The sequence below is a fragment of the Psychrobacter sp. SWN149 genome, assembly GCF_015864565.1.
Lineage (GTDB): Bacteria > Pseudomonadota > Gammaproteobacteria > Pseudomonadales > Moraxellaceae > Psychrobacter.
Window position 1 is genome coordinate 20,200 of sequence record NZ_JADYWX010000002.1, and the last position, 17,957, is coordinate 38,156.

Genomic DNA, 17,957 nt, shown 5'->3' on the forward strand with positions numbered 1-17,957 from the left:
TTGTTTTTGGTAGTTATTCAAACATTTATAAATTGGTACAGTGCTGCTAATTGCGCTTGGTAGATCTACGTTTTTGTACAAGCATACTATCCATACGTGCCGACTACTCAGCAACCATAGCAAGAATCTGCTCTGCCAGTACGGTGTTGAACGGACGGCATAACGTGGCAAATATGGCTTGAATATCTTTTAGGTCGTCGATGCTATCACCAGCAAAGCGAGCGGTTAGGCTATTACTGGTGTTTGATTGGCGCAGCACGCCAAAGCCATGGGGGAAATCCAAGCGAACCCCGTCGATACAGCTAAGAGACGTCCCTATAGGCAGTAGGTGCTTCGCTTGCGCCAGTGTGGTGCTAGATTTTACTGAAGCGCAAGTGCAGACTGACGATGGGCACTGCATGGTTGGCAGTTGAATGAAGGTTGATGAGTGACTGGCATTATCCAGCGAATGGTGACGCGCCGGTACGGGTATCAATTGCTGTAAATAACGGCAAAACTTAGTCAATTGCTCCATGATAGCGCAATCGGTAGTCGCGGATGGCGGCATTGGCAAATAATGGTCAGCGGTACTGACCATGGCTGGCAAGCTTTGGATAATGTCTGACAGAGATTTTTTGCTGCTAAAGTTACCAGTGTTATCAATGTCATCACCAGACAAAGCAAACCAATGCAATAATCGTAGTGCAGCATACATCGCATCATCATAAGGAATAAAGCGGTGGTCATTGAAGATAAAATGCCCTGATAACTCGCCAGCAAAGACAATCTGACTATCAGGAAGCCGTATCTGTTGGCGCATAAAGCTGCTCCCCGTCTTACTGATGACAGGAGTCGCACCAAGATGGGACAGGAGTCTTGGCAAATGATGGGCACATTTAATATCGAAAAGAACCTCAGACGCTACTAATGAGTCATTCAAAGACTCAGGGCGTTCAGTGATAGCGATGCGTGCCAATAGATAAAGCAGATGATCAGGCATGACGACTCTGCCGTTATTATCAACAACCATCAAACGGTCACCATCACCATCAAAGGCAAGGCCAATATCTGCATGATGAGCTATGACGGCTCGCTGTAATTGTTTTAAGCGATTCGGTTCGGTTGGGTCAGGATTGCCAAGAGGAAAGCATCCGTCTGGCGTATCGTTGAGCATGATGACATGCTGGCAGAAATGGTCAAATAAATGCTGAGCAACACTGCCAGCAGCACCATTCAAGCAGTCAATAACCACGATTAGATCAAGCTTGCGAGCGTTTTTTGGATGATAAATAGTGGTTGAGCAGTGGTCTTCAGAGAGCTGGTTAAAGACGCGTTCGATAGCGTCGATATAGACACTTTCGACTTGCTCGGTAGATAGTTCATCAAGCAGATAACTTGATGGTTTAGTATCGTTATTATTCTCTACCATTTCTGAATCAAAAACTCGGTTTTTAGCTTGGATTTTTTGATAAAAGTGATAATCATGGTTCACAGTCAATTGTTGATAGAGTGCCTGTATTGCAGCGCTGCTCGGTGATGTATTACTGACCAACCACTTAATACCCAGCGTGTCTTTGGCCGAGTGGCTGGCGGTGACTGTGATGCCATGACCATGATAGCGTGCTGCCCAAAATGCCACCATCGGTGTGGTAACTAACCCTAGCTGTATAACGCGGATATTATGCCCAACCAATATGGCAGACAGTGTCCGTGCAATCGCCTCACTACCGCAGCGCACATCATAACCGACGACGACGGTAACGACGTTTTGCGGGTTTTCTTTACTTATATTCGTATGGGTATTGATGACAGTATTAAAGACTGGCGCTTTTTCGTCGCTGTGGGAGTGATAAAGCCGACCAAAAGCATGGCCCAATGCTTGTATAAACTCGTCTGTAAAATGCTGATAATAGCCGCGAATATCATAAGCACGAAATAAGGATTGCTGTGCAGCAAAAGATGGCATCGCTTACTCTCCTTATTGTCGTGGTTACTATTATCACAGCTATTATTGTGATGGTTATTATCTTGAGAGTTAACAACCATGAAAACGGTCAATCAATAGGGCTTACTTATGGGCTACTGGCGACCTGAATGTCCGAATCCGCCCGCACCGCGTTCGCTTTCATCACTGAACTCTGTTACCACTGAAAACTCAGGGCGGGCAACAGGTACAACGATATATTGTGCCATACGCTCTGCTGGATTAAGCACAAAGTCGTCGTTACTGCGATTCCAAATACTAACCATCAGCTCACCTTGATAATCCGCATCAATCAGCCCGACCAAATTACCTAAGACGATACCGTGCTTATGGCCGAGCCCTGAGCGCGGCAAAATCATACCTGCATAATTAGGATCTTGGATATAAACGGCGAGACCTGTACCGATTAAGTGTGTTTCACCTGCCTTGATGGTTAATGGCTCATCAATGCAAGCGCGCAAGTCGATACCCGCACTGCCATCGGTGGCACGAGTCGGTAAGGAGAACGCCTTATCTTCGATAATTTTTGGGTTGATAACTTTCACTTGTACAGCTTGCATAACACACTCACTTAACGATTTGATGGTTTTATAAATGAAGATATTCAAAAATTCAGTATTTGATTATAGTATCAATACACTGGCTAAGCCCAAAAATGACATAAAACCGACGATATCGGTTACGGTGGTCAAAATAACGGAAGCAGACAATGCAGGGTCGATATTCATACGTTTGAGCATCAGCGGTATGCTGATACCAGAGACATTAGCTGCTGTCATATTGATGGCAATGGCAAAGCCAATCACGGCGCTGATCTTAATGTCATGAAACCATAACTGAGCAATAAACGCCATAATTATCGCCCAAATGATACCGTTGATTGCGCCTACCCACAGCTCTTTATTCAAAAGCCAGACACGGTTAGAACCACCGATTTGACCCATTGCCATCCCGCGAATCACGACTGTCAGTGTCTGAGATCCAGCAATACCGCCCATGCTCGCAACCACAGGCATGAGTATCGCTAGTGCCACGACTTGTGCTAGTACTTCTTCAAACTGCCCAATCACTGCGGCGGCCAACAGCGCGGTACATAAATTGATACCTAGCCAAACACTACGGCTTTTGGCACTGGTTAAGATAGGGGCAAACAGTTCTTCATCTTGACTGACACCAGCGAGGTTTTTCATGGTGCTGTCAACATCGTCTTGGATAATCTCCATGATATCCTCGCCATTTAGCTGACCAACCAGCTCGCCATGGCTATTGATAACAGGGGCAAAGCGAATGTCTTCTGAACGAAAAATCGCCGCCGCATCTTGGATGTCTAAGCGATCATTGATCGTGATGGCGGTGTCAATCAGCTCTGACACTAAGGTGCTTTGCTTATGTTTAATCAAATCTACCAGACTCAATAGACCGAGCAGTTGCTGGCTTTGATCGACGACTAGCAGCTCTTGGCTTTCGTCATCGAGTAAATCTTCATTTGCTCGGAGCCAGTTTTGTACCTCAGCCAGATGGATGTCATCCCTTATTTGGATGATATCGGGATCCATATAGCTGCCCACTTCCCAATCCTCATAAGTATCGAGTTTATTAACCTGAACGCGGGTCTCTTCGTCTAGTGTTGCCATGACAGAGGTACGGACGCTCTCAGTCACGGTATCCAAAATCTCAGAGATGTCTTGAGCATCGAGATCTTGGGTAAATAAAGAAATCTCTTGAGAGGAGATATTCTCCATCAATGGCTGGCGGGTGTCGTACTCTAGCTCAGCCAGCACCTCACCCTTGAGGTTCTCTGGTACTTGCTCCCAAATCAATAAGCGGTTTTGAGTCGGGAAAGACTCTAATAGGTTAGCAATCTCATATTCTGACTGCTTTTCTAAAAACTCAGTAATGGCCTCATAGGCTTTATCAGCAACCAAACCCTGCAAGTACAGCAGTTTATATTCAGCATTGTATTCAGCTGGATTATACTCTCCTGGTAGCACAGATGGTCGTTCCTGATTGGGCGTGGAGGTAGACATAAAAATTCCAAGTTTCTTATAAATTATAAACAACAGTGATGCAGGAGTTTCTGAGTGGTTGCCCGCTCAACGGATACTTTTTTGGAGCAATCAATTTTGTAGCCATCAGTGCTATATCGTTAGCGCTTACCTAGCAGCGCCCGAATATTGGCCAGATACTCATCCGCAACGGCTTCAGGGTCTTTGGTCGCTTTTTTCTTTTTGGCTTTGGCAGGCCAATCGATATGCTCCTCAGGTAACTCATCCAAAAATCTTGACTCTGAGGTGACACGCATTTGACCACCTGCACGGCGCTGGGTTGCGAGGGTCAATGTCAGCTCACGACGCGCACGGGTGATGCCCACATACATCAGGCGTCGCTCTTCTTCGACTGTCTCGCTCATGATAGAGTTGCGATGCGGCAGCATCTCTTCCTCAAGCCCCATAATATAAACAAAATCAAACTCCAAGCCTTTTGCCGCATGCAAGGTCATTAGATTGACTTTATTGGTGTTCTCTTCTTCTTGCTGTTGCTCGAGCATATCTAGCAATACCAGCTTACGAATGATGGTATCAATCGTGCGATCTTCGTCTTCTTCAGCGCGATTAATGAGCGATTGAATACTGGTATAGAGCATATCGATATTATCAATACGGTTTTTTTCTTGCTGCGGAGTCTTGGCGTCGCTACGCACAAAATCAATGTAGCCTGTCTCATCAATCATTTGGCGCACGATTGGTACAGGATCAGGGTGCTGATCTAGCTCACGCGTATAGTGTTCAATGAACTCGCCAAACTCTTTTATCGTACCATAAGCCTTTGATGGCAATACATGAGTCAGACCAGCATGGGTGCAAGAGGCCAACAGCGATATACTGTGCTCTTGTGCAAATAACCCAAGCTTTTCAAGCGTTGCTGGTCCCATACCGCGCTTAGGTGTATTGATAATACGCAAAAACGCGCTGTCATCTTCAGGGTTCAAAATCAGACGCAAATACCCCATGATGTCTTTGATTTCACTGCGCGCAAAAAATGACTGACCGCCAGACAGCTTATAGGGAATTTGCAACTGACGCAGTTGTGCTTCTAGCATACGCGCCTGAAAGTTACTGCGATAAAGGACGGCATACTGTTCCCACTCATTACCAAAGCGCAGCTTGTGCGTGATGATCTCTTTGGCGACACGCTCGGACTCGTCATCGTCATTACGGCAGTTGATAATGCGGATTTTTTCGCCTTGACCTTTATCTGACCACAGTTTCTTTTCAAATAAATGCTCGTTGTTGGTGATGACGGCATTAGCTGAGGTCAAAATACGAGTGGTCGAGCGGTAGTTTTGCTCAAGCATGACGATTTTTAGCTTAGGAAAATCTTCTTTGAGCAGCGCCATGTTTTCAGGCTTGGCACCACGCCACGCATAGATCGACTGATCGTCATCACCTACCACGGTAAATCGACCTTGCGGCCCGACCAAGTTTTTAATCATTTCGTACTGAGCAGTATTGGTGTCTTGATACTCATCGACAAGCAGATAACGGATGCGGTTTTGCCATTTGTCACGCAGCTCTCTGTTTTCACGCAGTATCTTGGTTGGCAAGACAATTAAATCATCAAAATCGACGGCATTATACGCGCGCAAGTTACGCTCATACAGGGCATATAATGTGGCAAAAATCATGTCTTCTGGATCGTCCAACGTTTCCATCGCCTTGTCAGGCTCTATCAAATCGTTTTTCCAGTCAGAGATGAATTTGATCGCTTTGCCAACCAGCTCACGGCTTTCCGCGCCGCTTAAGTTGTCACGCATCATCAGCTCCATCAGTAGACGCTTACTGTCATCGCTGTCCATAATGGAAAAGTTGCCTTTGAGGGGCGTATGAATCAGCTCATAACGCAAAAACTGTAGCCCGAACTGGTGAAAGGTCGATACGGTCAGTCCGCGCATTTTTTCGCTAGGGAGCAATTTACTAACCCGCGCTTTCATCTCACGTGCCGCTTTATTGGTAAAAGTCACGGCAGTGATACGCTCAGCTGGCATATCACACTCTTCGATCAGGTAGGCAATCTTTCGGGTAATTACGGACGTCTTACCGGAGCCTGCACCTGCGAGCACTAGCAGAGGGCCAGATACGTAGAGCATGGCCTCGGTTTGTTTGGGATTGAGTTGACTCATAACGTGACCTGTAAGACAAAAGCAAAAAGAGGGTAGCGCTGATATAACACAATTAGATGAATGCGGCGCGCACTATCAAAAGGCGCACATTATCAAAACTTGTATCGTCGCGATATGTTAATAATCTTTATTATAAGAATAGTAAGGTTTAATGATGAGATATCATAAAAATCTGGTGGGTCATTATAAAGCAAAAATGGTCACTTTAGGGGAGGACTTGGGTGCTGAAAAAGGGATATTTAGGCACTTGGTTTTTGCTAAACGTCGTGGCAGTGTTTGCTCATAGCCAAAAGCATGGATTTGGGGTTAATATAAGGTAAGGTCTATATCATAATTCATAGTAAAAAAAACACCTCTTTTTTGCACAGAAAGTGACCGTTCAATACAGTTAAAAACTAGCTTTTAGGCACTGATATGCGTATAGTACGTAAATAATTTATGCCAGTTGTCTTGTCTCTATTGACCACGTGTAATGAGCTATTAAATCAATTAAGTAAGCAGTCAGATATGATATTGATTTAATACGTTGATCTTACGTTGTTAGAAGATGCGTTGGGCGACCAGCCTTTATCCGCGCGCATACCGGAATCTCTACAGTTGGTCACGTCTGACATCGTCGTCAATACACTTGATAATTGGTTGTTACCAGCAAAATACCTAACATGTGACTCAATGACAGTTACTTAAATACAGTCGCTTTGTGTTTTCGTCTGCGTTAAGCCTGTTGCAACACGCCCTTAGTAGGTCTGTGCTTGCGCTGCGCTTAACACTCGATTGGGTGAGGAGCACGTATTATCATGTCTGCTTTTAATTGGTCAGCCATTGCTTTTATTTTAGCCGCCATTGGGCTAGTTGTCTTTATGCTGGTCGTGCCGCGCTTACTTGGCGGTCGCTCTCAAGGCTCACAAAAAGAAGAGATATTTGAAGCGGGTGTTGTCGGATCTGGCAACGCCCGTATTCGTTTGTCTGCCAAATTTTATTTGGTCGCGATTTTCTTTGTCATCTTCGATTTAGAAGCGCTATATCTTTATGCTTATGCCGTCTCTGTGCGTGAGGCTGGCTGGCTTGGTTTTGCCGCTGCTGGCACCTTTATCGTTATTCTGATTATCGGTTTGATTTATGAGCTGAGCTTGGGTGCGATGAACTGGGCACCTGCTGATAAACTACGCAAAAAAGCACGTCTATATGCGGCGCCTGCTGGTTTCAATTTAGCAGATATCACCAAATTCGATGGTGCTCACGAGCTCATGGTTGACCCTACGGGTAAAGTGCCAGCACAGTCATCTGGTCAAATCAATGTCTCAAACAATATCGAAACCAATCGTCGTCATTTACAAAACATCGATCATATCAATACCACGGGTAATGTAACGTCTGTGGATTTTGCGACGTCTGCTAAGCAAGACAAAACTGAGCGTTAATGCCAGTTATTGATGTTGGTTTATGCAGTGTGTAAAGACTGCCAGTAAGAGATAAAGACATCAGTCTGTTTGTATTAATGATCGCTGATGATTAGCCACTTATTTATAATAAAGTTATGGCGACAGCGCGAGCAAGATGATTGCCACGCCAAGCCTAATATGAAGGTTGTATGTTATGAAATACACATTAACAAAAGCCAACCCTGATGCAGATACCTATCCTGCACAGACCAGTCAAACGGTCAATGACCCTATCGAAGACGAAGTCAATAAAAACGTCTTTATGGGTCGTCTCGAAGACCTCGTTCACTCGACAGCAAACTGGGGGCGCAAGCACTCACTGTGGCCATTTAACTTTGGTACTTCTTGCTGTTACGTCGAATATGCCACTACCTTAACCGCTGTTCATGATTTGTCACGCTTTGGTGCTGAGGTTATTCGTGCCTCGCCTCGTCAAGCAGATGTCATGATCGTCGCCGGTACTTGTTTTGTCAAAATGGCGCCTGTTATTCAGCGTCTTTATGAGCAAATGCTTGAGCCAAAATGGGTCATCTCAATGGGTGCCTGTGCCAACTCTGGTGGTATGTATGATATCTACTCTGTGGTACAAGGCGTGGATAAAATCATTCCAGTCGATGTCTATGTGCCGGGTTGTCCACCGCGTCCAGAAGCGTTGATTCAAGGTTTGATGTTATTGCAAGAATCTATCACCAAAGAGCGTCGTCCGCTGGGTATCCATGTCAATGAGCAAGGTATCTATCAGCCACAAATGACGCCTGAGCGTGACCGTAAGCAGGCAGATCGTATCGCTGTCAAAAACTTACGTAGCCCAGACAGTATTTAGGTTTGTGCGTTTAGATTGTTAGCGATAGCAACAACCTCAATATTTTATGCGCTCATCATAGTTCGGTTATGATTGACATAGCTTGATTATGACTAACAATAGTTCAGTTATGATTAATGAAGGAATACATCATTCATGGTCACGGTAGTCGAAAAGATAGACCCTAAGATTAAGCCTGTCCCAGCGGTTATCACAGAGCTGGAGCAGAAGTATGCCGGTAAGTTTGTCGTGCAGCAAACTGTTGATGAGATTCCAACGGTTTGGGTTGCGCGTGCGGATTTGCTCGATGTTCTCTTATTCCTGCGTAAATTGCCCCAGCCGTATGTCATGTTATTTGACTTGTCAGCGATAGATGAGCGTTTACGCCAACATCGCCAAGGCTTACCTGACAGTGACTTTACGGTGTTTTATCACCTTATGTCGCTTGAACGTAATAGTGACGTACGTATTAAGGTCGCACTGAGCGAAGACGACGTCAATGTACCGAGCGCCACCAATATTTGGCCAAATGCCAATTGGTATGAGCGTGAAGTATGGGATATGTTCGGTATTGTCTTTACCGGCCATCCGCATTTGACCCGTATCCTATTGCCTAAATACTGGGAAGGTCATCCACTGCGTAAAGAGTATCATGCGCGTGCGACAGAATTTACCCCGTACTTCTTGAATACCGCTAAGCAACAATACGAGCAAGAGAACCTGCGCTTTGTCCCAGAAGAGTGGGGCATGAAGCGTTCAGGTCGCGATGAAGACTTTATGTTCTTGAACATCGGTCCTAACCATCCCTCTGCTCACGGTGCATTCCGCTTAGTGCTACAGCTCGATGGCGAAGAAGTCGTCGATTGTATCCCTGATATCGGCTATCACCATCGCGGCGCAGAAAAAATGGCTGAGCGTCAAACTTGGCACTCTTTTATTCCTTATACCGACCGTATTGATTATCTTGGCGGTGTAATGAATGAGCTGCCGTACATCATGTCGGTCGAAAAGCTTGCAGGAATCACCATTCCTCCACGCGCTGAAACCATCCGTGTGATGATGAGTGAGTTTTTCCGTATTACCAATAACTTACTATTCGTCGGTACCTTCATTCAGGATGCGGGTGGTATGACCCCTGTATTCTATATGTTTACCGATCGCCAAAAAGCTTATGACGTCATCGAAGCCGTGACTGGCTATCGTATGCATCCCGCTTGGTTCCGTATCGGTGGTACAGCTGCTGATCTACCACGTGGTTGGCAGCGTCTGGTTCGTGAGTTCTTAGATTGGATGCCAAAACGCTTGGACGAATATGTCAAAGCAGCATTACAAAACAGCGTGCTCAAAGGCCGTACTCAAGGTGTTGCTCAATATAATGCCAAGCAAGCATTGGCTTGGGGCGTCACTGGTGCAGGTCTGCGCGCGACAGGCGTTGACTTCGATTTGCGTAAAGCGCGTCCATACATGGGTTATGAAAATTACGACTTTGAAGTGCCAGTCGGTTACAACGGTGACGCTTATGATCGTTGTATGGTAAAAGTTGAAGAGATGCGTCAGTCGTTACGCATCATTCGCCAGTGCATGGACAATATGCCACAAGGCCCTTACAAAGCGGACCATCCACTAGCGGTACCACCGCCGAAAGACCGTACCTTGAACGATATTGAAACCTTGATTAACCACTTTATCTCAGTATCTTGGGGTCCTGTGATGCCAGCGGGCGAGTGTACGACGATTGTAGAAGCGACCAAAGGTTTGAACAGCTATTACATTACTTCAGATAAGGCGACGATGAGCTATCGTACTCGTATCCGTACGCCGACATTTGCGCACTTGCAGCAGATGCCATCAGTGATTAATGGTTCGCTCGTCTCAGATGCCATTATGTATTTGGCATCGATTGATATCGTAATGGCCGATTGTGATCGCTAATACTTTGATCTTTCATGCTTTGATCAGAAAATTATCGTTATTAAAGAAATATGTTTATCAATATATCATTGCCAAATGGCACACCAAAACGCTGATATCTTGCCATGTAGCGACACTCATAAGACTGTCACTATTAGCTGATAAAGCGTGATGAGTGAGGACAGATAGAAGACTATGAAAATTGTTTCCGACAAAATGCCAAAAGTAGATGTGGCAAGCATCCTCACTAGCGAGGAAATTGCGGCTATTCATGAGTTTATGCACCATTACCCGCAAGCGCGTGCTGCTTCGCTCGATGCGCTAAAAATTGTGCAAAAGCGCAACGGCTGGGTCGATGATGCACAAGTGAATGCCATTGCCAATATTCTAGACATTCCAATGTCAGATATGGACGGCGTTGCGACGTTCTTTAACCGTATTTATCGTCAGCCTGTTGGTCGCCACGTCATCCTTATTTGTGATTCAGTGGCTTGTTTTTTGACAGGTTATGAGGCGTTATCAGCTGAAATCAGATCGCAGCTGGGTATTGAATATGGTCAGACGACGGCTGATGGTCGTTTTACGCTATTGCCAATTTGCTGTTTAGGTAACTGTGATAAGGGTCCTGCTGTGTTGATTGACGAAGATACCTATGGCCCTGTTCAGCCTGAAGAAGTCACGCAATTATTGGAGCTATACGCATGAGATTAACGCTTTCAGAGCAAATTGCTCAACGTAGCCAAGGCAAAGCACCAAGCCAACTTAACGAACAGCGCATTCCAATTTATGGTGATAAAGCCACAGCGACTAGCGAAACCAAGCCATTAACATGGCGTCTAGCACATCATGACGCAGTGCTTGATTTGGCCACCTACGAATCTCTAAAAGGCTTTACTGGTTTAAAGCAAGCTTTGAGTCAATCGCCTAAAGAAGTCGGTAATATGATCAAAGCTGCAAACGTCAGAGGCCGCGGCGGTGCAGGTTTTAATGCTGGTTTGAAGTGGACGTTTATGTCGCCGCCAGATGGTTTACCGCGTTATCTCATCTGTAATGCTGATGAGATGGAGCCGGGTACCTTTAAAGACCGTCTATTGATGGAGCGTCTACCGTTTCAGTTGATTGAAGGTATGTTGATTACCGCGCATGCGATTGGTGCAACTGACGGTTATATCTTTATCCGTGGTGAGTACATCTTAGCCGCTGAACGTTTGGTCGCTGCCATTGAAGAATGCTTGGCCAACAATCTAATGGGCGCTAACATTTTAGGCTCAGACTTTAGTTTTAATCTGCATGTGCATACGGGTGCTGGACGCTATATCTGCGGTGAAGAAACCGCATTGATTAATTGTCTAGAAGGTCGCCGTGCTAACCCACGTACCAAACCGCCTTTCCCGCAAATCTCTGGTGCATGGGGTCGTCCAACGGTAGTCAACAACGTTGAGACTTTGTGCAACATGCCAGCCATCTTGAATCATGGCGTCGAATGGTATCAGTCGTTATCTACTATCAAAGGCAAGAGCCAGACACCAGGTACGAAACTGTTTGGCTGCTCAGGTTTAGTCAACGACCCAGGTCTATGGGAATTACCATTTGGTTATACGGCGCGCGAAATCATTGAAGATTTAGCGGGTGGCATGATCGAGGGCAAAACCCTCAAAGCTTGGCTACCGGGCGGCGCATCGACTGACTTTTTAACCACTGAGCATTTAGATGTGGTGGTAGATTTTGATACCATTCAAAAAGCAGGTAGCCGTATGGGTACTGGTCTTATTATGGTTGTCGATGAAGCTCAAGATATGGTGCCACTCGTTCGCAATCTCGAAATTTTCTTCCAACGCGAATCCTGCGGTTGGTGTACACCATGCCGTGACGGTCTACCGTGGGGCGTCAAGCTGCTTACCGCTATCAATGATGGTGAAGGGCAAGTAGGCGATGTAGAAAAACTAGAGGGCCTCACGCGTGACTTATGGATTGGTAAAACATTCTGTGCGCATGCCCCAGGTGCGATGGAGCCACTAATGAGTGCGATTAAATATTTCCGTCCAGAGTTTGATCAAAAAATCACTCAGGCGGTTGGTGTAGATATCATTGATGCTGCAGCCAATCAACAGCCAGTAGTGAAATAAGGAGAGCGGCATGGCAGTCATACATATTGATGGAACCACTGTCGAAGTAGATAGCGCGGATAACTTGCTACAAGCTTGTTTATCACTCGGCATTGATGTGCCGTATTTTTGTTATCATCCAGCCCTTGGCTCAGTAGGCTCGTGCCGTCAGTGCGCGGTCAAGCAATTTCAAAACGCCGATGACATGGAAGCAGGTCGCGGTCGTCTCGTGATGTCATGTATGGTCGCTCCTGGCGATGACATGTACATCTCGGTCACTGATGATGAAGCCAAAGCATTTCGCAAGTCGATGGTTGAGTTACTTATGACCAACCATCCGCATGATTGTCCAACCTGTGAAGAGGGTGGACATTGCCATCTGCAGGACATGACCTATATGTCAGGTCATAGCCGTCGTCGCTACCGCTTTACTAAACGCACGCATCATAACCAAGAGCTTGGTCCATTCATCGCGCATGAGATGAACCGCTGTATCGCTTGCTATCGTTGTGTACGTTTTTATAAAGACTATGCGGGCGGCGAAGATTTGGGCGTTTATGGCTCAAACAACCGTGTCTATTTTGGCCGTGATAAAGATGGTCAGTTCGAAAGCGAATTCTCAGGCAACTTAACGGAAGTATGCCCAACCGGTGTATTTACTGACAAAACACATTCTGAACGTTATAACCGTAAATGGGACATGCAGTATGCGCCAAGCATCTGTCATGGCTGCTCGGCTGGTTGTAATATCTCACCGGGTGAGCGTTATGGTGAATTGCGCCGTATCGAAAACCGCTATAACGGCGAAGTAAACCGCTATTTCTTATGTGACCGTGGTCGCTTTGGTTATGGCTATGTCAATCGTGAAGATCGTCCAACGCAAGCGCTTGAACGTATCAATGATAAGCATGTCAAAATCAATATTGACTACGCACTCGATGAAACCATCAAACGTATCAAAGATAAAAAAGTCATCGGTATTGGCTCACCGCGCGCCAGTCTAGAAACTAACTTTGCGCTAAAAAACCTCGTTGGCTTTGATAAGTTTTCAACAGGTTTGAACCATCAGCAGCAAGCACTGGTCAATAAATGCATCGAAGTATTAAGTACTGATGGCATTTATAACCCAAGTATGACTGATATCGAAAGCTATGATGCGGTATTGGTATTGGGTGAGGATATTACTCAAACCTCATCACGTGTCGCGCTGTCAGTACGCCAAGCGGCAAAAAATGAAGGCCTGAAAATGGCAGCGGCGTTGCAAACGCAACCTTGGCTTGCAGAACCAGTTAAACGTATTGCTCAAGATGCGCTAAGCCCAGTCTATGTCATCGACGTGGTACAAACTAAGCTAGAAGATATCAGTAAAGTGAGTGTGGTGGCGACACCTGAAGACATCACTAAACTTGGCTTTAAAGTCGCTGATGAGATTGCTAACTTCGCTAATGATTTAGCAGAGATAGCGGACCCACAAGCGGCTGAACAAAATGTTGACACTGATGCTAATACTGATGGTATGCAAGCATTAGCGAAGCAAATCGCTTATGACTTGATTCAGGCCGATAAGCCATTGGTCATCTCGGGTAGTAGCTTGTCGTCTACCGCATTGATAGAAGCAGCAGCGCAGATTACTCAAGCATTGACGCAAAAACGTGCGGCTATCAAAGCGACTGAACAGCAGCTAGTTGAAACTCATAACGCCAAAGTAAAAGCTCAAGCGCAGTCTGCTAATGATCAGCCTGAAGAAGACCAAGATTTATCTGCCAAGCCGAACAAACCAGAAACAGGTGTAAATACAGAAACGCAAGATGATGTAGAACGCGCCCCTGCCGAACCGCTCGAACTAAAAGAAGTGAACAACCGCTATCATGCACAAGCAGGCATCTACCTAACGGTTACCGATGCTAATAGCATGGGTGTTTGCATGCTTGGCGGTCAGTCAGTAGAAGAGCTGCTTGCCACTGATTTCGATGTGGTTATCGTCGCTGAAAATCAGCTGACTGATGCCATCGATGCCAATAAATTGACGCAGTTATTATCTAATAAAACCGTCATTGCACTGGATCATCAGCTACTTGATTGGCACAAAGACGTCGATATCGTATTGCCAGCGGCTAGTTTTGCAGAAGCAGACGGCACATTGATATCTGCTGAAGGCCGTGCGCAGCGTTTCTTCCAAGTCTATGACAACGAATATTACCATCCGATGAGCAGCATTAAAGAAGGCTGGCGCTGGTTGCATGCAGTGCATAGCAGTATCGAGGGTCGTGATGTCGATTGGACGCAGCTAGATGATGTCATCAATGCATTGATCGCAACCCATCCTAAGCTTGCTGGTATCAAAGGCGCTGCACCTGATGCTGCTTACCGTATGACGGGTCTGAAAATTGCTCGTCAGCCACGCCGCTATTCAGGTCGTACCGCCATGCGTGCACCAATATCAGTGCATGAGCCGATGCAGCCAAAAGATTTAGACACTGGTTTAACCTTCTCAATGGAAGGTTATAGCGGTAAAGAAACGCCAAGCTCGATGATTCCTTTTGCCAATGCGGCAGGTTGGAACTCACCGCAAGCGTGGAACAAATACCAAGACAAAGTCGGCGGTCATCTCAAAAATGGTGATCCAGGCGTACGCTTATTTGATCACTTAGAACGTCTAGCTATTCGTCAGTATGTTGCGCCAGAAGCGATGTCTGCGACGACGACTGATATGCAGCAAGGCCAAGCGAAGCTAGTGCCTATCTATAATATCTACGCCAGTTCAATGATGGCTTCTCGCAGCCCAATCGTCGCTGAGCAATTACCTGTTGCCGCATGGCGTATCGGTATGGATGATGCTAAGGACTGGAATATTGCTGCTGGTGATTACTTGGCGATAGAGATTGATAAGCAACAAATCACCTTGCCAGTACAGATTGTTGGTTACTTAGCGGAAGGTTGTATCGGTTACCCAGTTGGGCAGGTGAGTATTATTCACCCATCGATGCCAGCGTCGGTACGTAAAGTGGATGCACCAGTGACGATGATGGGCAGCATGGCCAACGATATGATGAATAATAATGACATGATTAACGATAATGATACTGCGCAAATGAATACAGCGCCGATCACCACACAGGAGGTGTAATATGCAAGTTACCCGTATTATCCCTGATGTGCCAAGCTTTTTGACTGGGAGTCTGAGCTTTGATGCTTGGTCTATCTTATTTTTGGTGGGTCAATCACTGGTCATCTTCTTAGTCGTGGTATTGGTTGCGGCGATGATGATTATCTATGAGCGCCGTATGCTGGCCTTATGGCAAGATCGTTATGGTCCAAACCGTGTGGGTCCATTTGGTTCACTACAGCTGGTCGCTGATATGCTCAAAATCTTCTTTAAAGAAGATTGGACGCCGAACTTTACCGATAAGTTTATGTTTACGTTGGCACCTGCGGTCGCGATGTTTACCGCATTGGCCTCATTTGCCATTATTCCTATCTCGCCAACGCTTGGCGTTGCTGACTGGGATATTGGTATTCTGTTCTTCTTTGCTATGGCAGGTATTGCTGTCTATGCAGTGATGTTCGGTGGTTGGGCTTCTGCCAACAAGTTCTCATTATTAGGTGGCCTACGTTCAGCGGCACAAACCATCAGTTACGAAGTCTTTTTGGGCTTATCTTTGATGGGTGTGGTCGCACTGACAGGCTCATTTAACTTACGTGCCATTGTTGAATCGCAAGTTGACGGCTGGTATATCATTCCGCAGTTTTTTGGCTTTTTGACTTTTGTGGTGGCTGGTGTTGCTGTTACGCATAGACATCCATTTGATCAACCAGAAGCAGAGCAAGAGCTTGCCGAAGGGTATCATGTCGAATATTCTGGTATGAAGTTTGGTATGTTCTTTATCGGAGAATATGTCAACGTTGTCTTGATTTCTGCATTGATGACTTGCTTGTTTTTTGGCGGTTGGCTGGCACCTTTTAATTTAGATATTCCATTTATTCCACCAGCTTTTTGGTTCATGATTAAAACACTGTTCTTTATGACCATGTTTGTTTTGGCTCGAGGCTCACTCATGCGTCCGCGTTATGATCAGGTGATGAACTTTGGCTGGAAAGTATGTCTGCCCGTAACCTTGATTAACCTGTTGATTACTGCTGCGGTCATTTTGATATTTTCCCCAACGTTATAATCATCACTAGCCATCACTGATGAACTAGGGTAAAGCTGATAAGGATAATAATCCCATGTTTACTACCATAAAAAAGACCGTCATTGGTATATTTACCATTGTTCGCAGCATGTGGATGGTCAATAGTCATGCGCTTAGACCGCGTGATACCATCCTTTATCCTGAAGAGCCGGTACCTGTACCGCCGCGTTTTCGTGGACGTATTGTCCTAACGCGCGACCCTGATGGAGACGAGCGCTGTGTTGCCTGTAACTTGTGTGCGGTGGCCTGTCCGGTAGGATGTATCTCATTACAGAAAGCTGAGCGTGAAGACGGTCGCTGGTATCCAGAGTTTTTTAGAATTAACTTTTCGCGCTGTATTTTTTGCGGATTGTGTGAAGAGGCATGTCCAACGACAGCCATTCAAATGACCCCAGATTTTGAGCTGGGTGAATATAAGCGCCAAGATTTGGTCTATGAAAAAGAGCATTTGCTCATTTCAGGACCAGGTAAATACCCTGATTATAACTATTATCGTGTGACAGGTATGGCGGTAGCGGACAAACCAAAAGGCGCAGCACAAAATGAGTCTGCACCGATTGATCTAAGGAGCTTGCTACCATGATGAATATTTTAAACCATCCTGAACTGGCTGGGTTTTATTCGCTTGCGGCAGTGGCAGTATTTGCCAGTTTGCGCGTGGTGACTCAGGCCAATCCAGTGCATGCTATCTTATCGATGATTGTGTCATTGTTAGCGATTGCTGGCATATTCTTTGTGCTCGGTGCGCCATTTGCTGGTGCGCTAGAGATTGTTGTCTATGCCGGTGCCATTATGGTGCTGTTTGTCTTCGTTATCATGATGCTGAACTTGGGCATGAGTAATGATGAGCGTGAAGAGCGTTGGCTCGATGCTGGCACTTGGGCGATTCCAACAGGGTTGACGATAATCATCGCGGTTGTGCTATACGCGATGATTGGTCTCAATCATGATGAAGCCGTGATGATTGGTGGTACAGCGATATCTGCCAAAACAGTTGGTACGGTGCTATTTACCAAATATGTCATGCTGATAGAAGTGGCGGCATTATTATTACTGGCGGCTCTAGTCGCTGCTTATCATCTAGGTAAAGAGTCTATAGATGACGAAGTTGAGACTCATGCCAGTCAAGCATTTAAGCCAAGTGTGGGTAGTATTAAGCAATACGATAGTACGACTCAAACAAACAACGATACGGTCAAGATGGCTGAACCATACGAATATAAAGATATTGACCCACTTGATTACGTAAGTATGAATATCGGTGCGAACAAAGTCACGCGCAAGGAGTCAGACTAATGGTACTAGCAGCAAGCGTGGCACAAGACGTGTCAAACGTGCCGTTTGCCCACGAGGTGGCAGGC

13 protein-coding genes are annotated in these 17,957 nt (G+C 45.8%); 9 read left to right on the forward strand and 4 right to left on the reverse strand.

What is annotated here, in order from left to right; genetic code table 11:
- Window positions 1-103: 103 nt before the first annotated feature.
- From I6E86_RS02885 to I6E86_RS02900, 4 genes are all read right to left on the reverse strand, one after another.
- On the reverse strand, window positions 104-1,945 hold the full coding sequence (locus I6E86_RS02885) for a phosphomannomutase (protein ID WP_197175098.1): 1,842 nt from the start codon (window positions 1,943-1,945) through the stop codon (window positions 104-106).
- A 113-nt stretch (window positions 1,946-2,058) separates the two neighbouring features.
- On the reverse strand, window positions 2,059-2,523 hold the full coding sequence (gene dut, locus I6E86_RS02890; protein WP_197175100.1) for a dUTP diphosphatase: 465 nt from the start codon (window positions 2,521-2,523) through the stop codon (window positions 2,059-2,061).
- Between the two features lie 63 nt (window positions 2,524-2,586).
- Entirely contained in the window at window positions 2,587-3,990 is a 1,404-nt protein-coding gene (gene mgtE / locus I6E86_RS02895) for a magnesium transporter (protein ID WP_197175102.1), read from the reverse strand.
- A 119-nt stretch (window positions 3,991-4,109) separates the two neighbouring features.
- Window positions 4,110-6,143 carry a UvrD-helicase domain-containing protein gene (locus I6E86_RS02900; protein WP_194362790.1) on the reverse strand — a complete coding sequence of 678 codons (2,034 nt, stop codon included), beginning with the start codon at window positions 6,141-6,143 and terminating at the stop codon, window positions 4,110-4,112.
- Between the two features lie 797 nt (window positions 6,144-6,940).
- On the opposite strand from I6E86_RS02900, the gene ndhC reads away from it, so the two are divergent.
- The 9 genes from ndhC to nuoJ all read left to right on the forward strand — a co-directional run bounded on the left by ndhC (window position 6,941) and on the right by nuoJ (window position 17,892).
- Complete coding sequence (gene ndhC, locus I6E86_RS02905; protein WP_194362791.1) at window positions 6,941-7,564, forward strand: NADH-quinone oxidoreductase subunit A; 624 nt, start codon at window positions 6,941-6,943, stop codon at window positions 7,562-7,564.
- A 175-nt stretch (window positions 7,565-7,739) separates the two neighbouring features.
- Window positions 7,740-8,408 carry a NuoB/complex I 20 kDa subunit family protein gene (locus I6E86_RS02910; protein WP_021813431.1) on the forward strand — a complete coding sequence of 223 codons (669 nt, stop codon included), beginning with the start codon at window positions 7,740-7,742 and terminating at the stop codon, window positions 8,406-8,408.
- 135 nt (window positions 8,409-8,543) lie between these two features.
- Complete coding sequence (nuoC, locus tag I6E86_RS02915; RefSeq protein ID WP_197175104.1) at window positions 8,544-10,319, forward strand: NADH-quinone oxidoreductase subunit C/D; 1,776 nt, start codon at window positions 8,544-8,546, stop codon at window positions 10,317-10,319.
- 174 nt (window positions 10,320-10,493) lie between these two features.
- Window positions 10,494-11,003 carry an NADH-quinone oxidoreductase subunit NuoE gene (gene nuoE / locus I6E86_RS02920; RefSeq protein ID WP_045444735.1) on the forward strand — a complete coding sequence of 170 codons (510 nt, stop codon included), beginning with the start codon at window positions 10,494-10,496 and terminating at the stop codon, window positions 11,001-11,003.
- A complete protein-coding gene (nuoF, locus tag I6E86_RS02925) occupies window positions 11,000-12,424 on the forward strand; it encodes an NADH-quinone oxidoreductase subunit NuoF (RefSeq protein WP_227680507.1) in 1,425 nt (474 codons plus the stop codon). Before nuoE ends, nuoF begins: the two co-directional genes overlap by 4 nt.
- A gap of 10 nt (window positions 12,425-12,434) precedes the next feature.
- Complete coding sequence (gene nuoG, locus I6E86_RS02930; RefSeq protein ID WP_197175106.1) at window positions 12,435-15,530, forward strand: NADH-quinone oxidoreductase subunit NuoG; 3,096 nt, start codon at window positions 12,435-12,437, stop codon at window positions 15,528-15,530.
- Between the two features lies 1 nt (window position 15,531).
- Window positions 15,532-16,575, forward strand: coding sequence for an NADH-quinone oxidoreductase subunit NuoH (gene nuoH, locus I6E86_RS02935; RefSeq protein WP_194362794.1), 1,044 nt, complete (start codon window positions 15,532-15,534; stop codon window positions 16,573-16,575).
- A 55-nt stretch (window positions 16,576-16,630) separates the two neighbouring features.
- Window positions 16,631-17,179, forward strand: a complete 549-nt coding sequence (gene nuoI / locus I6E86_RS02940; protein ID WP_010198902.1) for an NADH-quinone oxidoreductase subunit NuoI — start codon at window positions 16,631-16,633, stop codon at window positions 17,177-17,179.
- Window positions 17,176-17,892 carry an NADH-quinone oxidoreductase subunit J gene (nuoJ, locus tag I6E86_RS02945; RefSeq protein ID WP_197175108.1) on the forward strand — a complete coding sequence of 239 codons (717 nt, stop codon included), beginning with the start codon at window positions 17,176-17,178 and terminating at the stop codon, window positions 17,890-17,892. The genes nuoI and nuoJ overlap by 4 nt, the downstream gene beginning before the upstream one ends.
- The last annotated feature ends 65 nt before the right edge of the window (window positions 17,893-17,957 follow it).

Excerpts from the sequence above, each read along its gene's own strand:
- I6E86_RS02910 (WP_021813431.1), top strand. The coding sequence starts at position 7,740 with ATGAAATACACATTAACAAAAGCCAACCCTGATGCAGATACCTATCCT.
- I6E86_RS02885 (WP_197175098.1), bottom strand. The coding sequence starts at position 1,945 with ATGCCATCTTTTGCTGCACAGCAATCCTTATTTCGTGCTTATGATATT.
- nuoH (WP_194362794.1), top strand. The coding sequence starts at position 15,532 with ATGCAAGTTACCCGTATTATCCCTGATGTGCCAAGCTTTTTGACTGGG.
- mgtE (WP_197175102.1), bottom strand. The coding sequence starts at position 3,990 with ATGTCTACCTCCACGCCCAATCAGGAACGACCATCTGTGCTACCAGGA.
- dut (WP_197175100.1), bottom strand. The coding sequence starts at position 2,523 with ATGCAAGCTGTACAAGTGAAAGTTATCAACCCAAAAATTATCGAAGAT.
- nuoF (WP_227680507.1), top strand. The coding sequence starts at position 11,000 with ATGAGATTAACGCTTTCAGAGCAAATTGCTCAACGTAGCCAAGGCAAA.
- I6E86_RS02900 (WP_194362790.1), bottom strand. The coding sequence starts at position 6,143 with ATGAGTCAACTCAATCCCAAACAAACCGAGGCCATGCTCTACGTATCT.
- nuoI (WP_010198902.1), top strand. The coding sequence starts at position 16,631 with ATGTTTACTACCATAAAAAAGACCGTCATTGGTATATTTACCATTGTT.
- ndhC (WP_194362791.1), top strand. The coding sequence starts at position 6,941 with ATGTCTGCTTTTAATTGGTCAGCCATTGCTTTTATTTTAGCCGCCATT.
- nuoE (WP_045444735.1), top strand. The coding sequence starts at position 10,494 with ATGAAAATTGTTTCCGACAAAATGCCAAAAGTAGATGTGGCAAGCATC.
- nuoG (WP_197175106.1), top strand. The coding sequence starts at position 12,435 with ATGGCAGTCATACATATTGATGGAACCACTGTCGAAGTAGATAGCGCG.
- nuoJ (WP_197175108.1), top strand. The coding sequence starts at position 17,176 with ATGATGAATATTTTAAACCATCCTGAACTGGCTGGGTTTTATTCGCTT.
- nuoC (WP_197175104.1), top strand. The coding sequence starts at position 8,544 with ATGGTCACGGTAGTCGAAAAGATAGACCCTAAGATTAAGCCTGTCCCA.